Genomic DNA, 19,937 nt, shown 5'->3' on the forward strand with positions numbered 1-19,937 from the left:
TAACAGTGGTACCGATGCAGATTCAGTTTTCAAAAATGCATGGATTGGGGAACGACTTCCTGGTCATCGATAACGTGACCCAGAATGTTTTCTTCTCCAAGGAAAAAATCCAGCAACTGGCGGATCGCAATTTCGGTATTGGTTTCGATCAGTTGTTAATGGTTGAGCCCCCCTACGATCCCGATCAGGATTTCCACTACCGGATTTTTAATGCCGATGGCACCGAAGTCTCCCAATGTGGCAATGGTGCCCGTTGTTTCGCGCGCTTCGTGCGTATGAAGGGACTGACCAACCGCAACAAGATAGTGGTAGGAACGCGTTCAGGGCGCATGGTGCTGTATCTGGAAAAAGATGGGCAAGTCACCGTCAATATGGGCAGGCCCGACTTTGAACCGGCGCAAATTCCGCTTAAAGCCAATAAAGAAGAAGCCACCTATATTATCCGTGCAGAAGATCACACTGTCTTTTGTGGCGCCGTGTCCATGGGCAATCCCCATTGCGTGATTGAAGTAGATGATATCGACACCGCGCCGGTTGAGACCCTCGGTGCCCTACTGGTTCAGCATGAGCGCTTCCCGGAAGGGGCAAACATCGGTTTTATGCAGATTTTGTCGCCCGAACATATTAAACTTCGCGTCTTCGAACGAGGCGCTGGAGAGACCCTGGCATGTGGCAGTGGCGCCTGTGCGGCCGCAGTGGTCGGTCAAATTTGGAACAAACTGGGTAAGGAAGTGCGGGTAGATTTACCCGGCGGCACACTCAATATTCGCTGGCAGGGAAGAGATAAAGTTGTGAAAATGACCGGACCGGCTGAGCATGTATTCGATGGAACATTGAGTCTATGAGCGACATATCCCGACAGGAAAAAAGCGAAGCGCTGGCAGACGACCAGCCGCTGGTCACGGCCGCTCAGGTTAAAGACTACCTGTTGGCTCACCCCAATTTCTTTGTTCATTACCCCGGCATTTTAGATAGCTTGCGCATTCCTCATGAAAAGAAGGGCTCGGTGTCATTGGTTGAACGCCAGGCCGAACAGCTGCGTGAGAAAGTCCGTCAGTTACAGCATCAAATCAGCGAACTGATGGCCGTTGCTAAGCAAAACGAGCGCATCTATCGAATCTACGCCGATCTGAACTTACGCTTGTTTCGCTGCAAGACGCTGTTTGATGTGCGCACTACCCTGGAACAGGTGTTGCTGTATCAACTGGAACTGCAGGCAATCTCCCTTAAGTTGTTCGGATTCGAAGACGATTTGCCGGAAACCAACAAGCGCTTGCTGTTGGAAAAACGCTTCAATAACAATATTTATTACCTTGGTCGCTTAAGCAAAGAAGAGCAGGAGATGCTGTTCGGCAAGGCACATGTGGAATCTGTGGCCATGATGCTGATTGGTGAGCGCGGTGAGATGGGCCTGCTGGCGGTGGCCAGTCGAGAGGCGCACCATTTCCATCCGGGCATGGATACCTTGCTGATTACCCAGTTGCAGAAGTTTTTGACCTTGGTGGTGCCACAACTGGCGGAGTATTAAGATGTCATCGCCAGCCCTCTCAAAGCGGCTGGAAGCCTTCCTCGATCACCTACGCTACGAACGCAACCTGTCAGCCAAGACCCTGGAAACCTACGGTCGTCAGTTGGCAGAAGTATCACAGCAGCTGGATATATCCGATTGGTCAACATTGACCCCTGAGCATATTCGCCTTGTTCTCAATCAGGCCCGACGGGCAGGTCACAAACCCACCAGTATTGCCCTGCGATTATCCGCCTTGCGTGCCTTTTGCCGTTACCTGATGGAAATGGGACAACTCAAATCCAATCCCTGTGCCGGAATTCAAGCGCCAAAGCGCGGCAAGCCCCTGCCAAAGCAATTGCATGTGGATGAGATGAGCCGGTTGCTGGAGTTTGATCTTGGCGACGATGTGTTAGCCATTCGCGATCGGGCCATGATGGAACTCACCTACGGTTGTGGTTTGCGATTAGCCGAGTTGACCGGGCTGGATGTCAAAGATCTACTCGACAATATCACTCAGCTCAGGGTCTGGGGTAAGGGTCGGAAAGAGCGACAACTGCCCATCGGTAAGTTAGCCCGTGAATGGGTACAGAAGTGGCTGTCTGTGCGCCACCAGCTAGCTGAAACGGACGAGCGAGCGCTTTTTGTGAGCAAGCAACGCCAACGTATTACATCCAGACAAATCGCCAAACGCATGAAACTGTGGGCGGTCAAACAAGGGTTGAGCCAACCGGTCAATCCGCATAAATTGCGCCACTCTTTTGCGACTCATATACTGGAGTCCAGCGGTGATCTGCGTGCCGTTCAGGAACTGCTGGGTCATGCCAACCTCTCCACAACACAAATATACACGCATCTGGACTTTCAACATTTGGCCCAGATTTATGATAAAGCCCATCCAAGAGCAAAGAAGAATAAAAATTCCTCATGAGATTCTTTCGAAGTATCAGAAAGCCCCTGGCACTCTCATTCGATCTTGATGACACCCTGTACAACAACGGGCCAATTTTGCATCAGGCCGAACAGGCGTTAGTAGACTACCTGCAGCAGACTCATCCCCTGGCAAAAGGCAAAGATCAGCAGTATTGGCAGCAACTTAAGCATCAACTGCTGAATCAAAAGCCCGAACTGGGTAACGATATGACCGTCCTGCGCCGCGCCATATTAACCTATGGGTTGGCAGACAGTGGATTGCAGGGGGGAGAGCTCAGCAAAGCCGTAGAAGAGGCTTTTCACTTTTTTTATCAGGCCCGCAGTAACTTCAAGGTAGATAAGAACGTATGTTCCTTATTGGACATATTAGCCCGGAAAGTACCACTAGTAGCCATTACCAATGGCAATGTTGACTTGGTACGCATTGGCATAGCCGACTACTTTGAGGCGACTTTCCATGCCAGTCTGGCCTTACCCATGAAGCCACACCCGGCCATGTTTGTAGAGGCCATAAGACATCTGAAACTGCCTCCAGGTCAGATTCTGCATATCGGTGACAATCTGCAGAAAGATGTGGCAGGGAGCCTGGCTGTGGGCATGCAAAGCGCTTGGCATGCATGCAACCGGCCCATGCAACTGACAAACGAGCCGCCCGGACCATTACCCGATTTACAGTTAGATAGCCTGGAAGAGATTTTACAGCTGATTTAAGCCACCCGACTGCCGTCATCCCACCCATGGGGATCGTCAGCACCGAAAAAGTAGGCTTGCATCATTACTTTTTCCAATACGTATTTCAGGGCCTGATTGATGGGCATATCCTGCTTGCCGAGATCATAGTCCAGCTGTTTGACCCGCTCCTTACCATGGCGAAGCATAGGCGGAGGATCTGACTCCATCGCGATCAAACTGTCGGCGTATTGCTGAGGATGTGTTGCTTTAATAGGTTTACAGGTAGAAATCTGGATTTTACCATCTTTGCCACCATACCCGGCCGCGCCAAACATACGGCAAATGGCCGGACGCTCTTGATACACGCCACACTGCCCTTGTGAACCATCGAGTGATGCCCGTTGAAAGTGATAGCAGGCAAAGCCAGAGTAAATTTCCAGTTCGGCAAAAACTTGCTCAGCGCGTCCCTCATCATAGAGGCGCAATGCCAGCGGTAACATCTCTAATGGCGTCGCTTCGATAGCGGGGTTATTGCAGCAAGCGCCGCAACCGCTGACACAGTCCAAACCACGACGTTTTTGGTACTCGCCAAAGCTTTCGGAAAGCTCGTTAAACACAGCCTCAACAAGACGCGATAAATCTCGCAGCCTTTGCATAGTGACTCCGCAACAAAAAATGACGGCAGCAAATTAGGGTGGCGGATTGTACGGGGATGTCGGAATTTTGCGCAATAGGGCCAGCAAAATATTTCCTGGCCCGGCGCTGGATGAAAAGATAAGTCCCGGCCATTGACCGGGACTTCCGCCTGCCTAAACGCCAACCTTACCCAGATAGTCAATCTTGCCAATCTCTACACCAAGATGACGCAGAATGCCGTAAGCAGTAGTGACGTGGAAAAAGAAATTCGGTAATACAAATTGGGTCAGATAGTCCTGGCCGTTGAAGTTCAACGTGATGCTAGGGAAATTCAAAACGATAGCTTTGCTTTCACCGCCATCGACTTGCTCAGCCGTTATCCCCGACAAAAAGTCCATGGTACGTTCAATACGAACCTTCAGCTCGGCTAAAGATTTTTCATTATCCTCAAAGCGGGGGATATCTACCCCTGCAAGTCTGGCGCCACAGCCTTTGGCGGTGTCACAGGCGATTTGAATTTGTGAGCTCAGCGGTAACATATCTATCGCCAGACGACTGCCGGCGATAGTGCTGGAGTCCACTTTTTTGGCAGTGGCAAATGCCTCGGCCTTGTCCAAAATCGCTTTCAGGTTGGCAAGGCTGTGTAACAGAACGGGGACGGAAGCATTAAACATGGATAGGGACATGGTTGTTCCTTTTACGTTATCAGGGTTTGTAACAGTAGTGCTAAAAGTCAGTTCGCAACAGGCCGTCTTGGACCAGGTGCAAAAAAGACAGGGACTTACTCCACCAAATGCTGCGCCAGCCACTGCATCAGGCTGTGCTTCGGTAAAGCGCCGGATACCCGTGCTAACTCCTTACCTTGGGCAAAAAGCATCAAGGTTGGAATAGACCGAATCTGGTAGCGGGCGGCACTGTGCTGATTGGCCTGGGTATCGAGTTTGATAAAGCGAATTCGATGTTCCAGCTCTTTGGCAGCTTCGGAAAACACCGGTGCAAAGTTCAGGCAGGGGCCGCACCAGGGCGCCCAAAAATCCACCAGCACGGGCATATCATTTCGCTCAATATGACGTAAAAAGGTCTCATCCGTTGCTTCAATCGGCTTGCCGCTAAGCAGTGGCGCCTTGCATTTCCCACAAAGTGGCTGCTGTTCTAACCGACTAACTGGGATTCTATTGACCGCGGCACATTGACCACAAACCAATTGCAGATTGTTATCCATCAAAGATCTCTACAGGGCGTTTCCCTTAATATGGAGGCGATTGATCTTTGTTCAAGGTAAATAGACACCAATTTCCCGCTGATGCCGATCGGCATCGGGATCAGCCATTGCAGCAACGGCTTCGATAGCAGCAATATAGTTTTCGCAAAAACCATGCTCCATCGCCCCTTTCAGCACATGCCACTTGTACCAGTCGAAAGGCATCAGCTCACTGACCACCTCGGTAGCCAGATAACTATGGGCCAGCAAGCGCTCTCCAGATTCCATTTGGACGCCAAGTGGACGGCGCACATAACCTCTGCCCTCAAACTTATCCAGCAACAATAATTGCTCTGCGCTGATGGCGTAAAGTACTCCCCATACAATGTGTTTTGGATCGCCTCGGTGCCAAATATCACACTTTGCCGAGCCGTCGGCACCGCGCTTGTGAAAACGTAGTTCAAAACCGGATATACAAGCTTTGCCTAACAGGTTTACTCGGCCAAGACGCTGCTCGAGCCGGGCAATGGGCATATTGGAGCCGTAGGCAAAGTAATATTCAAAGGGGATGAGGGACATATCTCTAGACTGGCTTAAGTGGCAGGTTTCGGCGCCAGGCTCACTTCGCTATTGGTCAGCTGGCCGGTGTCCAGTTTAAACTGTTTAAGCCAATTCATTGCCGCCTGATTGTCCGGATGACGAGAAAAAGCGATGGTGCCATGCATTAAGATGTATTTTTCAAGAGCAACCGCTTGCGTTGCGTCTTTTACCAACCAGCATTCACAGATTTGATTGCGCCGGTCAAGCAGCACGCCTGCCGCCGGTGAGTGTTCGGGCCAGCGCACATCACTGCCATCCCATTCCAACATATCTACCAGCACTCCCCATGGATGACCGCGGATCACCATATTGTGAATATGCTCTGAAAATTCAGTTAGGTAGGCGAGTTCCGTATTCGACTGCCAGGCACCTGACAATTTGACCCGGAGCAAATCACCGGTTTGCCAGAATTTAAACGTGCCCCGCTTCACACAGGTATCCTTATAAATTGAATTGCCTTTGTTCAATCTGAGCTTTTGCCAGTCGCTAGTCAAGCCACCAACGCCCTTTTACTTCAGCTGACGGGGTAGCGCTCAGCCGTGCGAGTACTGAGCACCTCAATTTCCATGTCACAGGCAATCATTCCCTCATTCAGCGGAGTGACATTCATGCCGAAGTTAATTTTCCCGGATTCATGTTTGCGAAAACGGCTTAGTGTGGCCAGCGGCTCTTTGTTTTCAAGGAATTCTCCAGTGGCTGGATCGCGGGTGGTGAATATGCAGCGGCTACAAGGACTATCTACCCGGAATGTCACATCGCCGATACGAAACGTCTGCCAACTATCCTCCGCAAATGGCTCTGTATTGCTGACCACCAGATTAGGACGGAACTGAGCCATTTGGCTTGGCACTGCAGCTTTCGCATTAAGTGCTTGCAAAGACGCCTGGCTGATCAAAAGAAGTGAGTAACCATCGGCAAAGCTGACCTTGGCACTAGCACTTTGACTGAAACGGGGGGAGTTCTCACTGGCATATAACAACTGGCAATCCCGGCCCAACAATCTGCTAAACCACTGGTTTGCTGTTTCTGTTGTCGCAAAGGCTTCAAATTCGTCTTTCCACACATGGGTCGCCACACCCTGCATGGAAAAATCCGTACAACGCAAGGCGAGCATCGGCATGTCGGGATGAGAAACCATTAACCCCCAGGCTGTAGGTGCCGTTAACACCTGCACCAACTTGGGAAAGGCACGGCCGGTCAGCATTCTGCCGTTCATATCGGCCAGCATATAACGACGGTCAAAGCTAAGCCCGGTCTCTTCTACCCAACTGCGATCAAGGGTCAGCCCCCGGGTGGATTTAATTGGATAAATGCTGATCTGTGCCAGACTGATCCTACTCATTGGCGTTTCCTTGACCGCTGATTTGAACGAGGTGCAATACTACTCTTTTTGCCAGCGTTGCAGCCACAAAAGCTCTCGCTGGTTCATTTTTTCCTGCCGAATGGTCCAGGCCCACCATGGCAGCAAGATAACAATGACCAATGCCAGCATCAGCGCAGAATTTTGCCATCCCCGGCTTGCCAGCGTCAGGTCAAAATACCAGTTTCCTGACACAAAGATCAGGAAGGCCAGCAATGTGGTTAACAGGCTTAATCGGGTAACCAATACCAGTTTTAGGTTATTTCGGCATTGTGTTTCCAAGCTATGCAAATAGCTACTGGTTGAATCGCTGCTGGTAGAGAGGGTTTGCCAACGCAGCCTGGTGTTGAGAACGGTAAACCACAAAGCGAGTAAAAACATCACGGCAAACCAGGCTTTCTCGAACCAATGCTGCGGCGCGAAAAACCAAATCAATGGGATCAGTACTAGCAAACTCGCTAAATCCAGCATAAAGAAAAGTCGCTGTTTTAACTTTGCATGGCGCCATTTCTTCTGCAGTACAGCGGGATCCGGCACGTTAACGTCCTGCTCCAGCCATACCTCACGCCATTGCTCCAAATTATCCTGCATGGCTCAGCTCCTTAGCAAGTTGGTTTCGTGAGCGGCTGATAATGACCCCCACATTGGATAGGCTGAGACCGCATACCTCAGCAATGTCTTCATAGCTCAAGCCCTCCATAAAAAGGGTCAGTACCTGGCGACTCTGAATTGGCAGGGAACGAATAGCATCCAGCAGTCTCTGCTGCTGCTCATTACGCTGCAATTGCTCTTCCAGCTTGGGTCCTGCTGGCGCAATATCCTCCTCCATCGTCTCTTCTAATTGTCTCACCTGCCTGGCCACATGGGAGACGGCCTTGTTGTGAGCAATCTTCAGTACATAAGTCTTTTCGCTGCTATCGCCTTTAAAGGCCGGCATGGCTTGCCATACCGCCAACAAAATCTCCTGCAGTAATTCCTGACAGAGGGCGTGATTAGCCTCATAACTGGCCGCAACCCGGCTGAATAGTGGGCCATATTGTTGCAGTAGATTATTAAAATCCATGATTTAGCGCTGTTCCATTTTCCTTAGCTAGTCACCATTCGAGAGATTTTCTTACAAGACAATGCATTTTTTTGTAAGAAATTCGCGAAGGCGAAGACTACCAGTGATGAAACCCACACTGGAGGATAATCTGATGGATATGCTTATGTTTTTTACCTTGTTTGCGCTGATGATACTGGCCAGCCTTGGTCTTAGCTGGCTGGATCATAAATACAACGTACGCCTGACCGATTGGCTGAATGGCAAGACGGATAATCCATTCAAACCACGCAGATCGATCAGTCAGGTAGGGCATATGGAAGGATTGAGGGAGCGTATCGAAATACTGGAAAAAATCGTGACCGAACCGGCCTATGAACTGAACAAGAAAATTAACGCCCTGAAGTGATCAGGGCTTGTTTTATACCAAGTCCACTAATGATCTGGTCAACTCAGAGCAGGTCAGAAGGGCTTAGATCAAGGCGCTGCTTTGAAGGCATAGTGGTGTCTATGTCAAAAAGCGGGAACGCGGAGATAAGCCCTTCTGGCCGCTCCCTGCGGGCGAGGTCAAAATACCCCCTGGCGGTGTTAGGGACCTTTGATTTAGTCCCACTAGACCTGCAGGCCCCTGCCTTGCCACGGAGCATTTTGCTCACTCGCTGAGTGAGCACATTATTAATGGACTTGGTATTAGATTACTGACGGATATGGCCATCGCCAAGGACAATGAATTTTTCCGTGGTCAGGGAGTCCACCCCCATGGGACCGTAAGCATGCAACTTACTGGTGGAGATACCAATTTCAGCACCTAAGCCAAGCTCACCACCATCGGAAAAGCGCGATGAGGCATTAGCCATCACTACCGCGGAATCAATGCTGCGAATAAAATGCTGGGCTTTGGAATAATCCTGAGTGGCAATCACTTCAGTATGACCTGATCCATAACGCTCAATATGCTCGATTGCCTGCTCGTAGGTATCTACCACCCGCACGGCAATCTCGAGTGCCAAGTATTCCGCATCCCAATCGGCATCGGTGGCAGGTTCGGCATCATGGAAGTAATCCACGCTCTGTTCACAGGCATGCACTTTCACTTTGTGCTCGGCAAACATGGCGGCGGCCATAGGTAAAAAAGCAGGGGCAATGGCCTTGTGTACCAATAAGGTTTCCAGGGCGTTGCATACGCCCGTCCGCTGGGTCTTACCGTTTTGCAGCAAAGCCAATGCCTTCACTTTATCGGCAGCGTCATCCACATACAAATGACAAACCCCTTTATAGTGCTGGATCACCGGGATACGGCTGTTTTCCGATACAAAGCGAATCAAACCCTCGCCACCACGCGGAATAATCAAATCGATGCTTTCATTAAGGGTCATCAACTCATTCATAATGGCGCGATCAGGATCAGGCACCACCACCACGGCATTAGGGTCAATGTTCTGGGCTTTTAGTGCCGATTCAATACAAGCTGCAAGAGCCAGATTGGAATGCAGCGCTTCTTTCCCTCCACGCAGCACTACCGCATTACCGGCTTTAAAACATAAGGCTGCGGCGTCGATGGTGACATTGGGACGAGACTCGTAAATCATCGCAATTACGCCCAAGGGAATGCGCATTTTACCCACTTCGATGCCACTGGGCTGACGGCGAATATCGCGAATACTGCCCACAGGATCGTCTTGAGCGGCAATTTGCCGTGCCGCTTCGGCAATCGCGGCAATGCGCTTGGGATCCAAGGTTAAACGGTCAAGCATGGCAGCCGATAAACCTGCGCTTTGTCCGGCATCCAAATCTTTCTTGTTAGCCGCTAAAATGCTATCGGTTTTGCTGATTAGTTCATCGGCAATATGTCTTAATACCGCGTTTTTCTTCTCGGCTGTCAGTTTGGCAATTTGTCTTGATGCAATCCTGGCCTTGGCGGCCATCTCTTTAATGGAAAATGTCATAAATACTCCTTGGGGGACGACGCATCTTCGGCCATCCCTTTTTTTATCGCTAACGAATACGAAAAGAAAGCTATAGCAGGGCGAGATCGTCCCGGTGTACGGCGGCCTCACCAGATGAATATCCGATAGCATTTTCAAAATCGTCGCTACGCAGACCCTTAATGGCATTTAAATCTGCCGCACTGTAAAGGGTGACACCTTTGGCAAAAGGCACTCCATTGTGACAGATCTCAACCGCATCGCCGGGTAGGAAATCGCCGGCAACCCTGGTAATGCCAATGGGTAACAAAGACGCCCCTTCCTGTTTTAAGGCATTGCGAGCGCCCTGATCCACTTCGATGCGGCCCGTCGCGATCAGAGTATGCTTGAGCCATTGTTCCTTGGCCGAGTCAGGACTTTTTCCCGGTGAAAATCGGGTCCCCGGAATGCGACCGTCGAGTAACGCATCAAATACTTCGCCTTTGCCACCGTTGACAATCAGGGTTTGGATGCCACTTTCCGCACATTTATCAGCAGCCTCGATTTTTGTACGCATCCCGCCAGTACCCACTTTTGTGCCCGGCCCGCCTGCCAGGGCATAAATACTGCCATCGATTTTATCGACCCTGGGGATCAACTTTGCATCGGCGTTAATACGTGGGTCGGCGTCATACAAACCATCAATATCGGAGCAGATAACCAGCGTGTCGGCTTCTGCCACCATGGCCGTATAGGCTGCCAGGTTATCATTGTCCCCAACCTTCAACACATCCACCGCCACGGTGTCGTTTTCATTGACTATGGGTAGGATGTTGTTGTTCAACAATTCACGGATGGTGCTCTTGATATTGACGTAGCGGGACCTGTCATGAAAATCATCGTAGGTCAGCAGCACCTGTGCACAGGGAAAATCGAAGAAGCGAGACCAATTGGCCATCATTTGGGTTTGCCCAACAGCGGCCATCGCCTGCTTCTCAGCGATAGAAGGGTGGGCGTTGTGCGCAATGCTACCGCGACCTGCAGCAACACTGCCTGAAGACACTATCACCACTTGTTTACCGCGTTCGCGGCTCTCAGTAATAAATCTGGCAATGGCCAGTAAATACTTGGCACTGCACTGATGGCCGTCTGGGGAGATCAGTGCGCTGCCAACTTTTATCACAGCCCGTCGCCATTCAAATTCGTTCATTTATCCTCCAATTCTCAACCCTTTTATTAGGATAAGGAACTAAAAAAGGATAAACAAGTCGGAATAGTTATAAGCTAATGGATAGCAACTCTAGAAGTGTAAACATGGAAGTTTACAGTGCATGTCTTTGACCTAATTGCAGGGGAATGCGCATAGCATCGATCTGCTGTTTTTTATGACCAATCATTTCATCGTAAGGCGACTGATGCACCAGCTCAGCATGGTCTATCTCGCAATGCTCAAATGCCTGGCGTGCTTGTTCGATGCTGGAAAAGCGCAGCGGTCTGTCGCCACTAAAAACCATGCCTTCCTGACCATCCACCGAGATTTTGACGAGATACATCCCCATCTCGAAAGACAGCAGCCAGGCTTTTTGAATATGCGGGGTGTCATTCAGCAAAGATTGATAGTCGTAATGCATAAGATTTCCTCCGTTTGTGAGGAAAGTTACGACGGTCTTTGCTGTTCAGTTCAGTTTTGCGTGGGTAACGGGTCCGGGGATGGCAGTTTGCTGCGCCCCAAAACCACCAATAAAGCCAGGCTCAACGCTGTACCGACGGCCATGGTGTAACTAAACCACACAGGCAGGCTATAAATATACAGCGCAGCAAATACCAACAGGTTTTTGCCACCTTCCAACCAAGATGCAAAGGATCGACCTTCCATCAACGCACCGACACCGAAGCTGGACAGCAGCACAAAGAGCATGATCAGCCATTGATTACCCATGGATATCTGCTCAACGGACGCCATAAACAGGAAGGTAATCAATATGGTCATGGCATGCTGCAGTACCGAGTAAATCTTGGTCGGCAGGCTCATTGGCGTATCAAATTTTTTGAATTTGGTCAGATCGGCTCTGGGTAAGGGATACTTTTGCTCCATGTCGGCAGGTCGCCAGCCGGTGCGTCTGAACCAGATCCCCAACTTGTCCTGCCAGCGCTGGGTGCGCCAGCAGTCCTTGGCCAGTTGACTATATACATGCACATTGGCCCATAGTGGATTCCAGCTATGCAATGCTTTACGAATGCCGTAAATCGGCGGTTCGTTGTCCAGCTCTTCCTGGAAGGAGCCAAACAATCTGTCCCAAATAATAAAGACACCACCGTAATTTCGATCGATGTACACCTGATTTTGCGCATGGTGCACGCGGTGGTTGGAGGGGGTCACAAAAATCCACTCCAAAGGTCCCAGCTTGGGCACATGGCGGGTATGCACCCAAAACTGATAAATCAGGTTAAGGGCACCGACAGCGATCATAATGGCCGGCTCTATTCCTATCAGGGCCATAGGCAGATAGAAAATCCAGCCGAACAGGCTACTACTGCTTTGTCTTAAAGCGGTGGTCAGATTGTATTCTTCACTGGAATGGTGCACCACATGGGCGGCCCACAAGATGTTTACCTCATGGCCCAAACGGTGATTCCAATAGTAACAAAAGTCATACAGGACAAAGGCCAAAACCCACACCCAGGTAGCATCCGGCAATTCAATCAAAGCGATATGCTCGAATACCAATGCGTAAAGCGTAAAAGGGATGATCTTGTGGGCAACGCTGGTAACCCGGCTAAGAACTCCGGCACTTAGACTGTTGATGGCATCGTTGACGCGGTAGTACTGCGTACCTCTGACCTTCTCGAGGACCAGTTCCAAGACTATCAGCAAGAAGAAGAAGGGAACCGCAATCAAGATGTAACTCATGGGATAAACAACCTGAAAAAATTGTTAAACTAACGTAAATAAATCTTGTCTGACCAGTGTAATCCGAGCAGATAGGACTGTCTATATCGGACCCGGTTGAGGCGATCCCCGTTGCTGTAAAATACTTGCAACGGGAACAGGCAAAGGAGTGCATTTCATGCTTCAATTGGGTAACGTATGTTCCCGTTTCCATTGAGAAAAATAGGTCTGTCATGAGCGAAAATGAAAGCGCACCGAAGAAATCTATGTTGCCGCAGTTGGTGATTGCCATCGTTCTGCTGGCCGTGGTGGGGGTCGTTTTCTTTTTACCGGAAAAAGAGCCCGAGCGACAGCCAGTGCCTGTGTTGCAGGAAGAGGTAACCACTGCCCCAGCCGAGTCCACTGAGGAGCTGCCACCCGAGCCTGAAGTGATTGAACCAGAGTCCGATGCATTTATGCCGGAAGCAGTTGCCACCCCGGAGCCTCTGCCCGCACTCGAACCAAAGCCTGTGGATATCAGTGATGGGGCCGTTAAAACCGCCATCGTCAAGCTGGCCTCCTATGAGCCCATAGCCAGGCTGATTGTCGATCAGGAATTACTACGCCGCTTTGTGGTGTTTGCCGATAACCTGGCTAACCGTGAATTGGCTGTCAACCACCAGGTGCTGCAACCACCCGGCCAGGAATTCAAGGTGTACCGACAGGCTGGCAAAGAATGGATAGATTCGGCCAGCTATAAGCGCTATACACCTTATGTTGAGGCGCTGGAATCCATCGAAACTGAGCAGTTGATCAATCTTTATCGCCTGTACGAGCCGGCTATTCTGGAAATTTTCTCCGAGATCAGTGGTCGCGAAGGCAATTTCGATGGGCGTTTACGTGCTGCCATCAACCATCTGTTGGACACACCAGAGGTCCCGATGCCGGTAGAGGTGAGCACCGACAGCGTGATGTATAAATATGTGGATCCGCGCCTGGAATCCTTAAGCGCTCCACAAAAGCAACTACTGCGCACAGGCCCTGAGAATATGCGTATCATTAAGGCAAAACTCAGAGAGATCCTGACTGCACTAAACAGCTAAGCTGCATAGCGAAATGGATCTGGAACGTTTACAGCGGCAACTGGCAGCAAGCGATGCCAAGTTGCCGCCTGTCCATTTATGGCACCCTCCTTACTGTGGACAGCTGGATCTCTGCATCAAGCATGACGGTAGTTGGCACTATCAGGGGACTCCCATTGGTCGGCTGGCACTGGTGAAGCTCTTTGCTTCTGTGCTTTGGAAAGAAGATGAGGATTACTTTCTGGTGACACCTGCTGAAAAGGTAGGGATCCAGGTGGAAGACGTCCCTTTTGTCATCACCCAATGGCAGGAAGAACAAAGCAACTTGCTGTTTACCACCAGCCTAGGCGATAGTTTTTTGGTGGGTAACGAGCACCCCGTAGTCTTAATGCGGGATAAGATCAGCGGGGCCGAGCTGCCTTATGCGAAGGTCAGACGCAATCTTTACGGCAGATTGCACCAAAATATCTACTATCAGCTGGTAGAAAAAGGGCGCGCTAAGACTTATCAAGGCGCGCCCCATTTAATAGTAAGCAGCGGCCCCTACCAATTCAGTTTGGGCCGGCTGTAGCGCTTAACCGAAGGTCTTCACCATCGCGGCGATGCGATCGATACTCGTCTTCAGTTCAGAAGAACTTTGCTCCATCGACTGAGCCACCGCCGCATTCTCATCGGCAACGCGAGTGATATTCACGGCATTACGGCTGACTTCTTCACAGACCAAACCTTGCTGCTCTGATGCGGTAGCAATCTGAACCGAATAGTCGGAAATTTCCGACATCATGCGATAAATATCTTCGATGGATTGAGCCGAGCGATTGGCATCATCCACGCAATCCATGGCGCGGGTCTTACTCTGCTCCATACTCTTCACCCATTGCTGCAGGGTATCGCGCATGGCTTTAAGGCTTTTATGAATGTTGGCGGTAGATGATTGCGTGCGGGTAGAAAGGGCTCGTACTTCATCGGCTACCACCGAGAAGCCACGCCCACTCTCACCAGCACGGGCCGCCTCAATCGCAGCATTTAAAGCCAGCAGGTTGGTTTGCTCGGCAATGGCCTCGATTTCACCCATCACATTGGCCACTTTGTCGGCCTCCGTTACCAACTGATTGGCCGAGCCCGCCGCTTGTTCCACGACGCTGGCCAATCCTGCCACTTTATCTTTGCTGTGCAGCACACTGTCTTTTGCGTTCGCGCAAGATTCATTGGCCTCTTTAACCTTGTTCGAGGTCTCCATGGTGTTGCGGGCGATTTCCCGGCTGGTGGCTGACATTTCGTTGATGGCAGCGGCAATTTGCTGTACTTCAAACTTCTGCTTCTCGAGGCCCCCGGCCGTGTCGTGGGCAGCCTTAGCCGTTTTCTTGGCTATGGAGGCCAGGCCATGGGTAGAGTCCTGCATTCTTCCCAGCGCGGTACGCAATCTGGCTTTGGACAAGCCCAAGTGGAAATCGAAATCGCTGGCGGGGCCTTTGCCGCTGTAGAGCAAACGGGACACGCTGTCGTATTTATTACGAAGCTCTGTGGCCTTCACTGGAATCTTTACCAATTCGGACCAATACAATGTGGCCAAGCAGGCAACCAATGCAAAGGTTACCAGCGCCGGCACCAGGCCACCTTGCCAGGCCACCAGTCCAAGCGCCACAGCACTTAAGCCAACAGCAATGAGCTGCTTGGTACTAACGGATGCTTCACTCCCCAGGCTCTTCCCTGCGCGGATCAAGGCGTAGACCTTCTCGGCCTTTTCCACCAGGTCACGGGCAGGCTTTACCCGCACTGACTGATAACCGACTTTGGTGTCTTTTTCGAAAATCGGGGTGACATAAGCATCCACCCAATAGTAGCGACCGTCCTTACAACGGTTTTTGACCAGTCCACGCCAGGAGTCACCTTTACCTAAACGATCCCAGAGATCTTTAAAGGCTTCCTTGGGCATATCGGGATGACGAACGATATTGTGGTTTTTGCCCAACAACTCTTCTTCCGTGTAACCGGCAATTTTACAAAAGTTTTCATTGGCGTAAGTGATCACGCCCCGCAAATCCGTTGTAGATACGAGCTCCTCTTGCTCCGAATACATGACTTCCTGATTCACCACAGATTCGTTTCGACGCATGTCTCGACCTTTTTGCCTTAGAAGGGAATGAGTATCCCCTCATAATAAACAAAAAATCGAATATTTTCCGTATGTTGGCTCGTTAAATCTGAGCGAGCTTAAATAATGCGTGAGAAGCTTCTGTTTAGTTTGGCAGTCATATAACGGTCGAACTGCATACAGATCGCCCGGATCCAAGGGCGACCGGCATCGGTGACTTCAATGCTGTCTTTATCAATTCTGACCAAACCATCTTTTTCCATTTCAGCCAAACGCCTTAAGTCGTCAGCAAAGTAGGCGTTAAATTCCAGCCCAAAGCGTTTTTCAATTTGGCCGAAATGCAGATGAAAATGACAGATCAGTTCCTTTATCACCACACCACGAATTTTGTCATCCTGATCCAGGGCATAGCCCTTATCTGTTGCCGATCCGCCAGCTTCGACCGCCCCATAGTAGTCCTTAATCTCCTTATGATTCTGCGCTAACACATGACCAATTTGGCTAATGGCAGAGACCCCCAGCCCAAGCAAATCCGCTTCCTGTTGCGTGGTGTAGCCTTGGAAATTTCGATGCAGCTTGCCCTCGCGCTGTGCCTTAGCCAACTCGTCATCGGCCAGGGCGAAGTGGTCCATACCGATACAGAGGTAGCCACCATCCACCAGCAAGGTCGCAGCCATGGTAAAGATGGCGCGCCGCTCATTCACCGTGGGCAGGTCAGATTCTTTGATGCGGCGCTGCGCAGCAAACTTTTCCGGTAAGTGGGCATAGTTGAAAAGTGACAATCTGTCAGGCCGCAGTGCCAGCACTTTTTCCATGGTTGGTCTGAAGGATTCCACACTCTGATGGGGCAGGCCGTAGATCAGATCCAAGCTGATGGAACTAAAGCCAAGCGCACGTCCCTGTTTAACCAACTGAAATATATGCTCTTCATCCTGCACCCGATTCACTGCTTGCTGCACTTTGCTATCGAAGTCTTGCACGCCAATACTCAGGCGGTTAAACCCCAGTGCTGCCAAGTGACCTAGACGCGGCAATTCGGTTTGTCTGGGATCTATCTCAATGCTGATTTCTGCCTTGGCTGCCACTTCGAAAGCCAGACGCAGCGCAGCCATTAATCGGGATAACTGGTCATCATCAAGGTAGGTTGGTGTGCCCCCCCCAAAGTGAATTTGGGTAACGGGTTTACCACTGAACAAAGCAGCGCGTTGCTTTATCTCCAGCAGCAGATACTGCAGATAGGTTTCTGATTTTTGTCGTTGCCGAGTGACCTGTTTATTGCAGCCACAGTAATAACAAAGGGAGTGACAGAACGGAATATGCAAATACAGGGACAACGCCTGCTTGTCTGACGAGGTCCATCCCTGAATCAGGCTTGCAGGATCCAGTTCGCCGAATTCCAAAGCGGTGGGGTAGGAAGTGTAGCGGGGTCCGCTGACGGGGTATTTTGTAAGTAGTGCAGTGTTCATGTCGCTTCCTTAATTTCGCGCCACTTTACCGTTTTATGCGACCAGAGGCTTTGATCTGACACAACAACTCACATACTGTGGTCAGTGTCATCGCCGAACATCTGAAGATGAGGAAAACAATGAAGAAAAATAAACTGCTGATGATGCTGGCCGTGCTTTGCACACCACTGCACGCCGCTACCTATATTCACGCGGGTAAGTTGATTACCGCCAAGGACGACAAAGTCTTAACTGATATGACCGTGGTAGTGGAAAACAACAAGATTGCCTCGGTGCAAAAAGGCTTTGTTGCTCCAGGCGAGGGAGACCAGCTGGTAAACCTGAAAAACGCCACCCTGATGCCGGGATTAATGGACATGCATACCCATATCAGCTCCCAACAAGGACAGGGCAGCTATATGGAACGCTATACCCTGAATGAAGCCGACTACGCACTGAAAGGCGTGTACTTTGCCGATAAAACCTTGAAGGCAGGCTTTACCACTGTGCGTAATCTCGGCGACCAATACAATGAGACGGTTGCCCTGCGCAATGCTATCAATAAAGGCATGATCAAAGGTCCACGTATTTTTACCGCTGCCAAGTCTATTGCCACCACTGGCGGACATGCCGATCCAAGCAATGGTTTTGCCAAGAAGATTGCCGGCGATCCCGGCCCATTAGAAGGTGTGGTCAATGGCGTCGCCGAAGCCCGGGAAGCAGTTCGTCAACGCTACAAGGATGGCGCCGATCTTATCAAGATCACAGCCACTGGCGGTGTGTTAAGTGTCGCCAAAAGTGGAATGAATCCGCAGTTTATGGCAGATGAAGTCAAAGCCATTGTGGAGACGGCTAAAGACTACGGGATGAAAGTTGCCGTGCATGCCCATGGAAAAGAAGGCATGAAGCGCGCCATTGAGGCCGGCATCGATTCCATCGAGCACGGTACTTTTATGGACGATGAAATCATGCGCCTGATGAAGAAGCACGGGACTTACTATGTACCAACGGTGTTGGCAGGCAACTGGGTAGCCGAAAAAGCCAAGATTGACGGTTTCTTCCCTGAACTGGTCAGGCCCAAAGCGGCCTCTATCGGCCCTCTAATCAAGGATACCTTTGCCAAAGCCTACAAAGCCGGGGTCAAGATTGCCTTTGGTACCGATTCCGGTGTGTCCGAGCATGGTGACAACGGTCAGGAATTTGCGTTGATGGTAGAGGCTGGCATGCCGGCGATCGAGGCCATTCGCTCTGCCACCTATCATGGTGCGCAGCTGCTGGGAGAGTTGGACAGCCTGGGCACGGTAGAAACCGGTAAGCTGGCCGACCTGGTTGCGGTTAAAGGCGATCCACTGGTGGATATTCGTTTATTGCAACATATTGATTTTGTGATGAAAGACGGCGAAGTGATTAAATCACTCTGATTCTAGTAGCGAAAATACACGGCAAGCCTAAAATAGAGGCTTTGCCGTGCAATGAGATAAGGGAAATGTTGCAAAAATTAATGTCAGTGCTGGCTTTGGCGCTAGTCGCAGGATGCACTACCACTCCAGAGGCCTCCAAAGCGCTGACACAAAACCTACCGGCGTTAAGCTTCTATTACGTCCCACCAGGAAAAACCCTGCTACGGCAATGTCAGGACATGGCCTTAGCCGGTGAGCAGTGCGTCGGCAATACTTTGGCAAGTTCGGTTTACCAGAAGGCATTGCAAGACAGCGGGAAGTTCCCCTGGGTAGGTCAGGATGAGAACACCGATTACCTGTTGACCCTGGCTACAGCGGGTACCGAAAAGACACCCTGGCTCAGTGCACAGATGGTGTTGAGTTGGCGCGGCATTCCTATTCAATCCTATATATTAAAACGGCAACCTACTTATAGCGCCTGGACTCCCGAGGAAGCCTCGGCAAGGTTAATTGAGCGTTTCCTCGACCAAGTTAATGAAGATGGACTTTTTAGTGCCAGTTTCCTAGCAAACAAACTGGGCTCTGAGGACTATGAAGACGATTTTCATGCACCAGACCGTGTTTCGGCCTTCGAACTGAAAGATAAGGTTATCTATAACGACCCGCTGCAAGGCTCCATGTTGACCTATCAGGATCCTCAATTTGGTGCTGATCGTATAGAGATTTCCGTGTATCCCATCCCCACCAGTGACATTAAAGACACGCCAGCGGTTTTGAGCAGTGAAGCAAATAAACTGAGGGCCAACCTGAATGGCTTTGTGGAACGACATAAACTGCCACCTTTATTGATGACGGAAAACAAGCCGCTAAGCTGGCACGCAAAGGACAAGGAATACAAAGGGTATTATGTGGATGCCGTTATCGACAGCACTGATACTGACCCCTTCTACGCCGCTTACTTTTTCTTTGTGCAGGAAGACAAGATCGTTAAATTCACCACCACATTTCCTGCCAGCTACGCCATGGACTTTGTAAAGGAAACCCTGCCGCAGATGCAAGTACCGCAGGAGTCGGTGTTTTTGTCGAAGCTACGGGCCATGCCCGATTAAGCTGATCTAACAAGAAATTCGATTGGCTGTATCTAGACAGTGCATTTGAGAACAGCTGAATAAGGGGTAATACTGACTGTCG

Annotated in this window: 23 protein-coding genes; 9 read left to right on the top strand and 14 right to left on the bottom strand. The window is 50.4% G+C overall.

The features are described from left to right. Positions 1-14: 14 nt before the first annotated feature. The 4 genes from dapF to P2G88_RS15580 are packed head-to-tail and all read left to right on the top strand — an operon-like array spanning position 15 to position 3,151. Positions 15-845: a diaminopimelate epimerase gene (gene dapF, locus P2G88_RS15565; RefSeq protein ID WP_275797570.1), complete on the top strand. Its 831-nt coding sequence runs from the start codon at positions 15-17 to the stop codon at positions 843-845. Then, positions 842-1,528, top strand: a complete 687-nt coding sequence (locus P2G88_RS15570) for a DUF484 family protein (RefSeq protein WP_275797572.1) — start codon at positions 842-844, stop codon at positions 1,526-1,528. Before dapF ends, P2G88_RS15570 begins: the two co-directional genes overlap by 4 nt. A 1-nt stretch (position 1,529) precedes the next feature. Then, on the top strand, positions 1,530-2,438 hold the full coding sequence (gene xerC / locus P2G88_RS15575) for a tyrosine recombinase XerC (RefSeq protein ID WP_275797574.1): 909 nt from the start codon (positions 1,530-1,532) through the stop codon (positions 2,436-2,438). Then, positions 2,435-3,151 (top strand): HAD-IA family hydrolase, encoded by a 717-nt coding sequence (locus tag P2G88_RS15580; protein ID WP_275797576.1) that lies wholly within the window; start codon positions 2,435-2,437, stop codon positions 3,149-3,151. Before xerC ends, P2G88_RS15580 begins: the two co-directional genes overlap by 4 nt. Here P2G88_RS15580 and P2G88_RS15585 read toward each other — a convergent pair. The 8 genes from P2G88_RS15585 to P2G88_RS15620 form a co-directional block, all read right to left on the bottom strand. Then, complete coding sequence (locus P2G88_RS15585; RefSeq protein ID WP_275797578.1) at positions 3,148-3,768, bottom strand: YkgJ family cysteine cluster protein; 621 nt, start codon at positions 3,766-3,768, stop codon at positions 3,148-3,150. The genes P2G88_RS15580 and P2G88_RS15585 overlap by 4 nt on opposite strands. Positions 3,769-3,921: 153 nt before the next feature. Beyond that, entirely contained in the window at positions 3,922-4,434 is a 513-nt protein-coding gene (locus P2G88_RS15590) for a DUF1993 domain-containing protein (RefSeq protein WP_275797580.1), read from the bottom strand. Between the two features lie 95 nt (positions 4,435-4,529). Then, entirely contained in the window at positions 4,530-4,970 is a 441-nt protein-coding gene (trxC, locus tag P2G88_RS15595) for a thioredoxin TrxC (RefSeq protein ID WP_275797582.1), read from the bottom strand. A 51-nt stretch (positions 4,971-5,021) separates the two neighbouring features. After that, complete coding sequence (locus P2G88_RS15600; protein WP_275797597.1) at positions 5,022-5,528, bottom strand: gamma-glutamylcyclotransferase family protein; 507 nt, start codon at positions 5,526-5,528, stop codon at positions 5,022-5,024. Positions 5,529-5,542: 14 nt separating this feature from the next. Further along, entirely contained in the window at positions 5,543-5,980 is a 438-nt protein-coding gene (locus P2G88_RS15605; protein ID WP_275797598.1) for a hypothetical protein, read from the bottom strand. Between the two features lie 83 nt (positions 5,981-6,063). Then, on the bottom strand, positions 6,064-6,891 hold the full coding sequence (locus tag P2G88_RS15610; protein ID WP_275797599.1) for an MOSC domain-containing protein: 828 nt from the start codon (positions 6,889-6,891) through the stop codon (positions 6,064-6,066). A gap of 39 nt (positions 6,892-6,930) precedes the next feature. Beyond that, positions 6,931-7,500 carry a hypothetical protein gene (locus tag P2G88_RS15615; protein WP_275797601.1) on the bottom strand — a complete coding sequence of 190 codons (570 nt, stop codon included), beginning with the start codon at positions 7,498-7,500 and terminating at the stop codon, positions 6,931-6,933. Next, on the bottom strand, positions 7,490-7,972 hold the full coding sequence (locus tag P2G88_RS15620; protein ID WP_275797603.1) for an RNA polymerase sigma factor: 483 nt from the start codon (positions 7,970-7,972) through the stop codon (positions 7,490-7,492). Before P2G88_RS15620 ends, P2G88_RS15615 begins: the two co-directional genes overlap by 11 nt. Before the next feature lie 106 nt (positions 7,973-8,078). Here P2G88_RS15620 and P2G88_RS15625 point away from each other — a divergent pair, with 106 nt between their 5' ends. Then, positions 8,079-8,360 (top strand): hypothetical protein, encoded by a 282-nt coding sequence (locus tag P2G88_RS15625; RefSeq protein ID WP_275797605.1) that lies wholly within the window; start codon positions 8,079-8,081, stop codon positions 8,358-8,360. A gap of 286 nt (positions 8,361-8,646) precedes the next feature. Here the strand turns inward: P2G88_RS15625 and P2G88_RS15630 are convergent, their stop codons facing one another. The 4 genes from P2G88_RS15630 to P2G88_RS15645 form a co-directional block, all read right to left on the bottom strand. Then, complete coding sequence (locus P2G88_RS15630) at positions 8,647-9,897, bottom strand: glutamate-5-semialdehyde dehydrogenase (RefSeq protein WP_275797607.1); 1,251 nt, start codon at positions 9,895-9,897, stop codon at positions 8,647-8,649. A 70-nt stretch (positions 9,898-9,967) separates the two neighbouring features. Further along, positions 9,968-11,065, bottom strand: a complete 1,098-nt coding sequence (proB, locus tag P2G88_RS15635) for a glutamate 5-kinase (protein ID WP_275797609.1) — start codon at positions 11,063-11,065, stop codon at positions 9,968-9,970. 112 nt (positions 11,066-11,177) lie between these two features. Beyond that, positions 11,178-11,486: a DUF6482 family protein gene (locus P2G88_RS15640; protein ID WP_275797611.1), complete on the bottom strand. Its 309-nt coding sequence runs from the start codon at positions 11,484-11,486 to the stop codon at positions 11,178-11,180. 50 nt (positions 11,487-11,536) lie between these two features. After that, positions 11,537-12,766 (bottom strand): sterol desaturase family protein, encoded by a 1,230-nt coding sequence (locus P2G88_RS15645; RefSeq protein WP_275797613.1) that lies wholly within the window; start codon positions 12,764-12,766, stop codon positions 11,537-11,539. A gap of 212 nt (positions 12,767-12,978) precedes the next feature. On the opposite strand from P2G88_RS15645, the gene P2G88_RS15650 reads away from it, so the two are divergent. Beyond that, positions 12,979-13,827 (top strand): DUF3014 domain-containing protein, encoded by an 849-nt coding sequence (locus P2G88_RS15650; protein WP_275797615.1) that lies wholly within the window; start codon positions 12,979-12,981, stop codon positions 13,825-13,827. A 13-nt stretch (positions 13,828-13,840) separates the two neighbouring features. Beyond that, a complete protein-coding gene (locus P2G88_RS15655) occupies positions 13,841-14,377 on the top strand; it encodes a DUF1285 domain-containing protein (RefSeq protein WP_275797617.1) in 537 nt (178 codons plus the stop codon). Positions 14,378-14,380: 3 nt separating this feature from the next. Here the strand turns inward: P2G88_RS15655 and P2G88_RS15660 are convergent, their stop codons facing one another. Next, positions 14,381-15,922: a PAS domain-containing methyl-accepting chemotaxis protein gene (locus P2G88_RS15660; RefSeq protein WP_275797619.1), complete on the bottom strand. Its 1,542-nt coding sequence runs from the start codon at positions 15,920-15,922 to the stop codon at positions 14,381-14,383. Positions 15,923-16,020: 98 nt separating this feature from the next. Then, complete coding sequence (hemN, locus tag P2G88_RS15665; protein WP_275797621.1) at positions 16,021-17,367, bottom strand: oxygen-independent coproporphyrinogen III oxidase; 1,347 nt, start codon at positions 17,365-17,367, stop codon at positions 16,021-16,023. A 119-nt stretch (positions 17,368-17,486) separates the two neighbouring features. Here hemN and P2G88_RS15670 point away from each other — a divergent pair, with 119 nt between their 5' ends. Further along, positions 17,487-18,767 (top strand): amidohydrolase family protein, encoded by a 1,281-nt coding sequence (locus tag P2G88_RS15670; protein ID WP_275797623.1) that lies wholly within the window; start codon positions 17,487-17,489, stop codon positions 18,765-18,767. Positions 18,768-18,832: 65 nt separating this feature from the next. Continuing rightward, positions 18,833-19,855 carry a hypothetical protein gene (locus P2G88_RS15675; protein ID WP_275797625.1) on the top strand — a complete coding sequence of 341 codons (1,023 nt, stop codon included), beginning with the start codon at positions 18,833-18,835 and terminating at the stop codon, positions 19,853-19,855. The last annotated feature ends 82 nt before the right edge of the window (positions 19,856-19,937 follow it).

Origin of the sequence: Aliiglaciecola sp. CAU 1673 (assembly GCF_029223185.1) — a bacterium.
Taxonomy (GTDB): Bacteria; Pseudomonadota; Gammaproteobacteria; order Enterobacterales; family Alteromonadaceae; genus Bowmanella.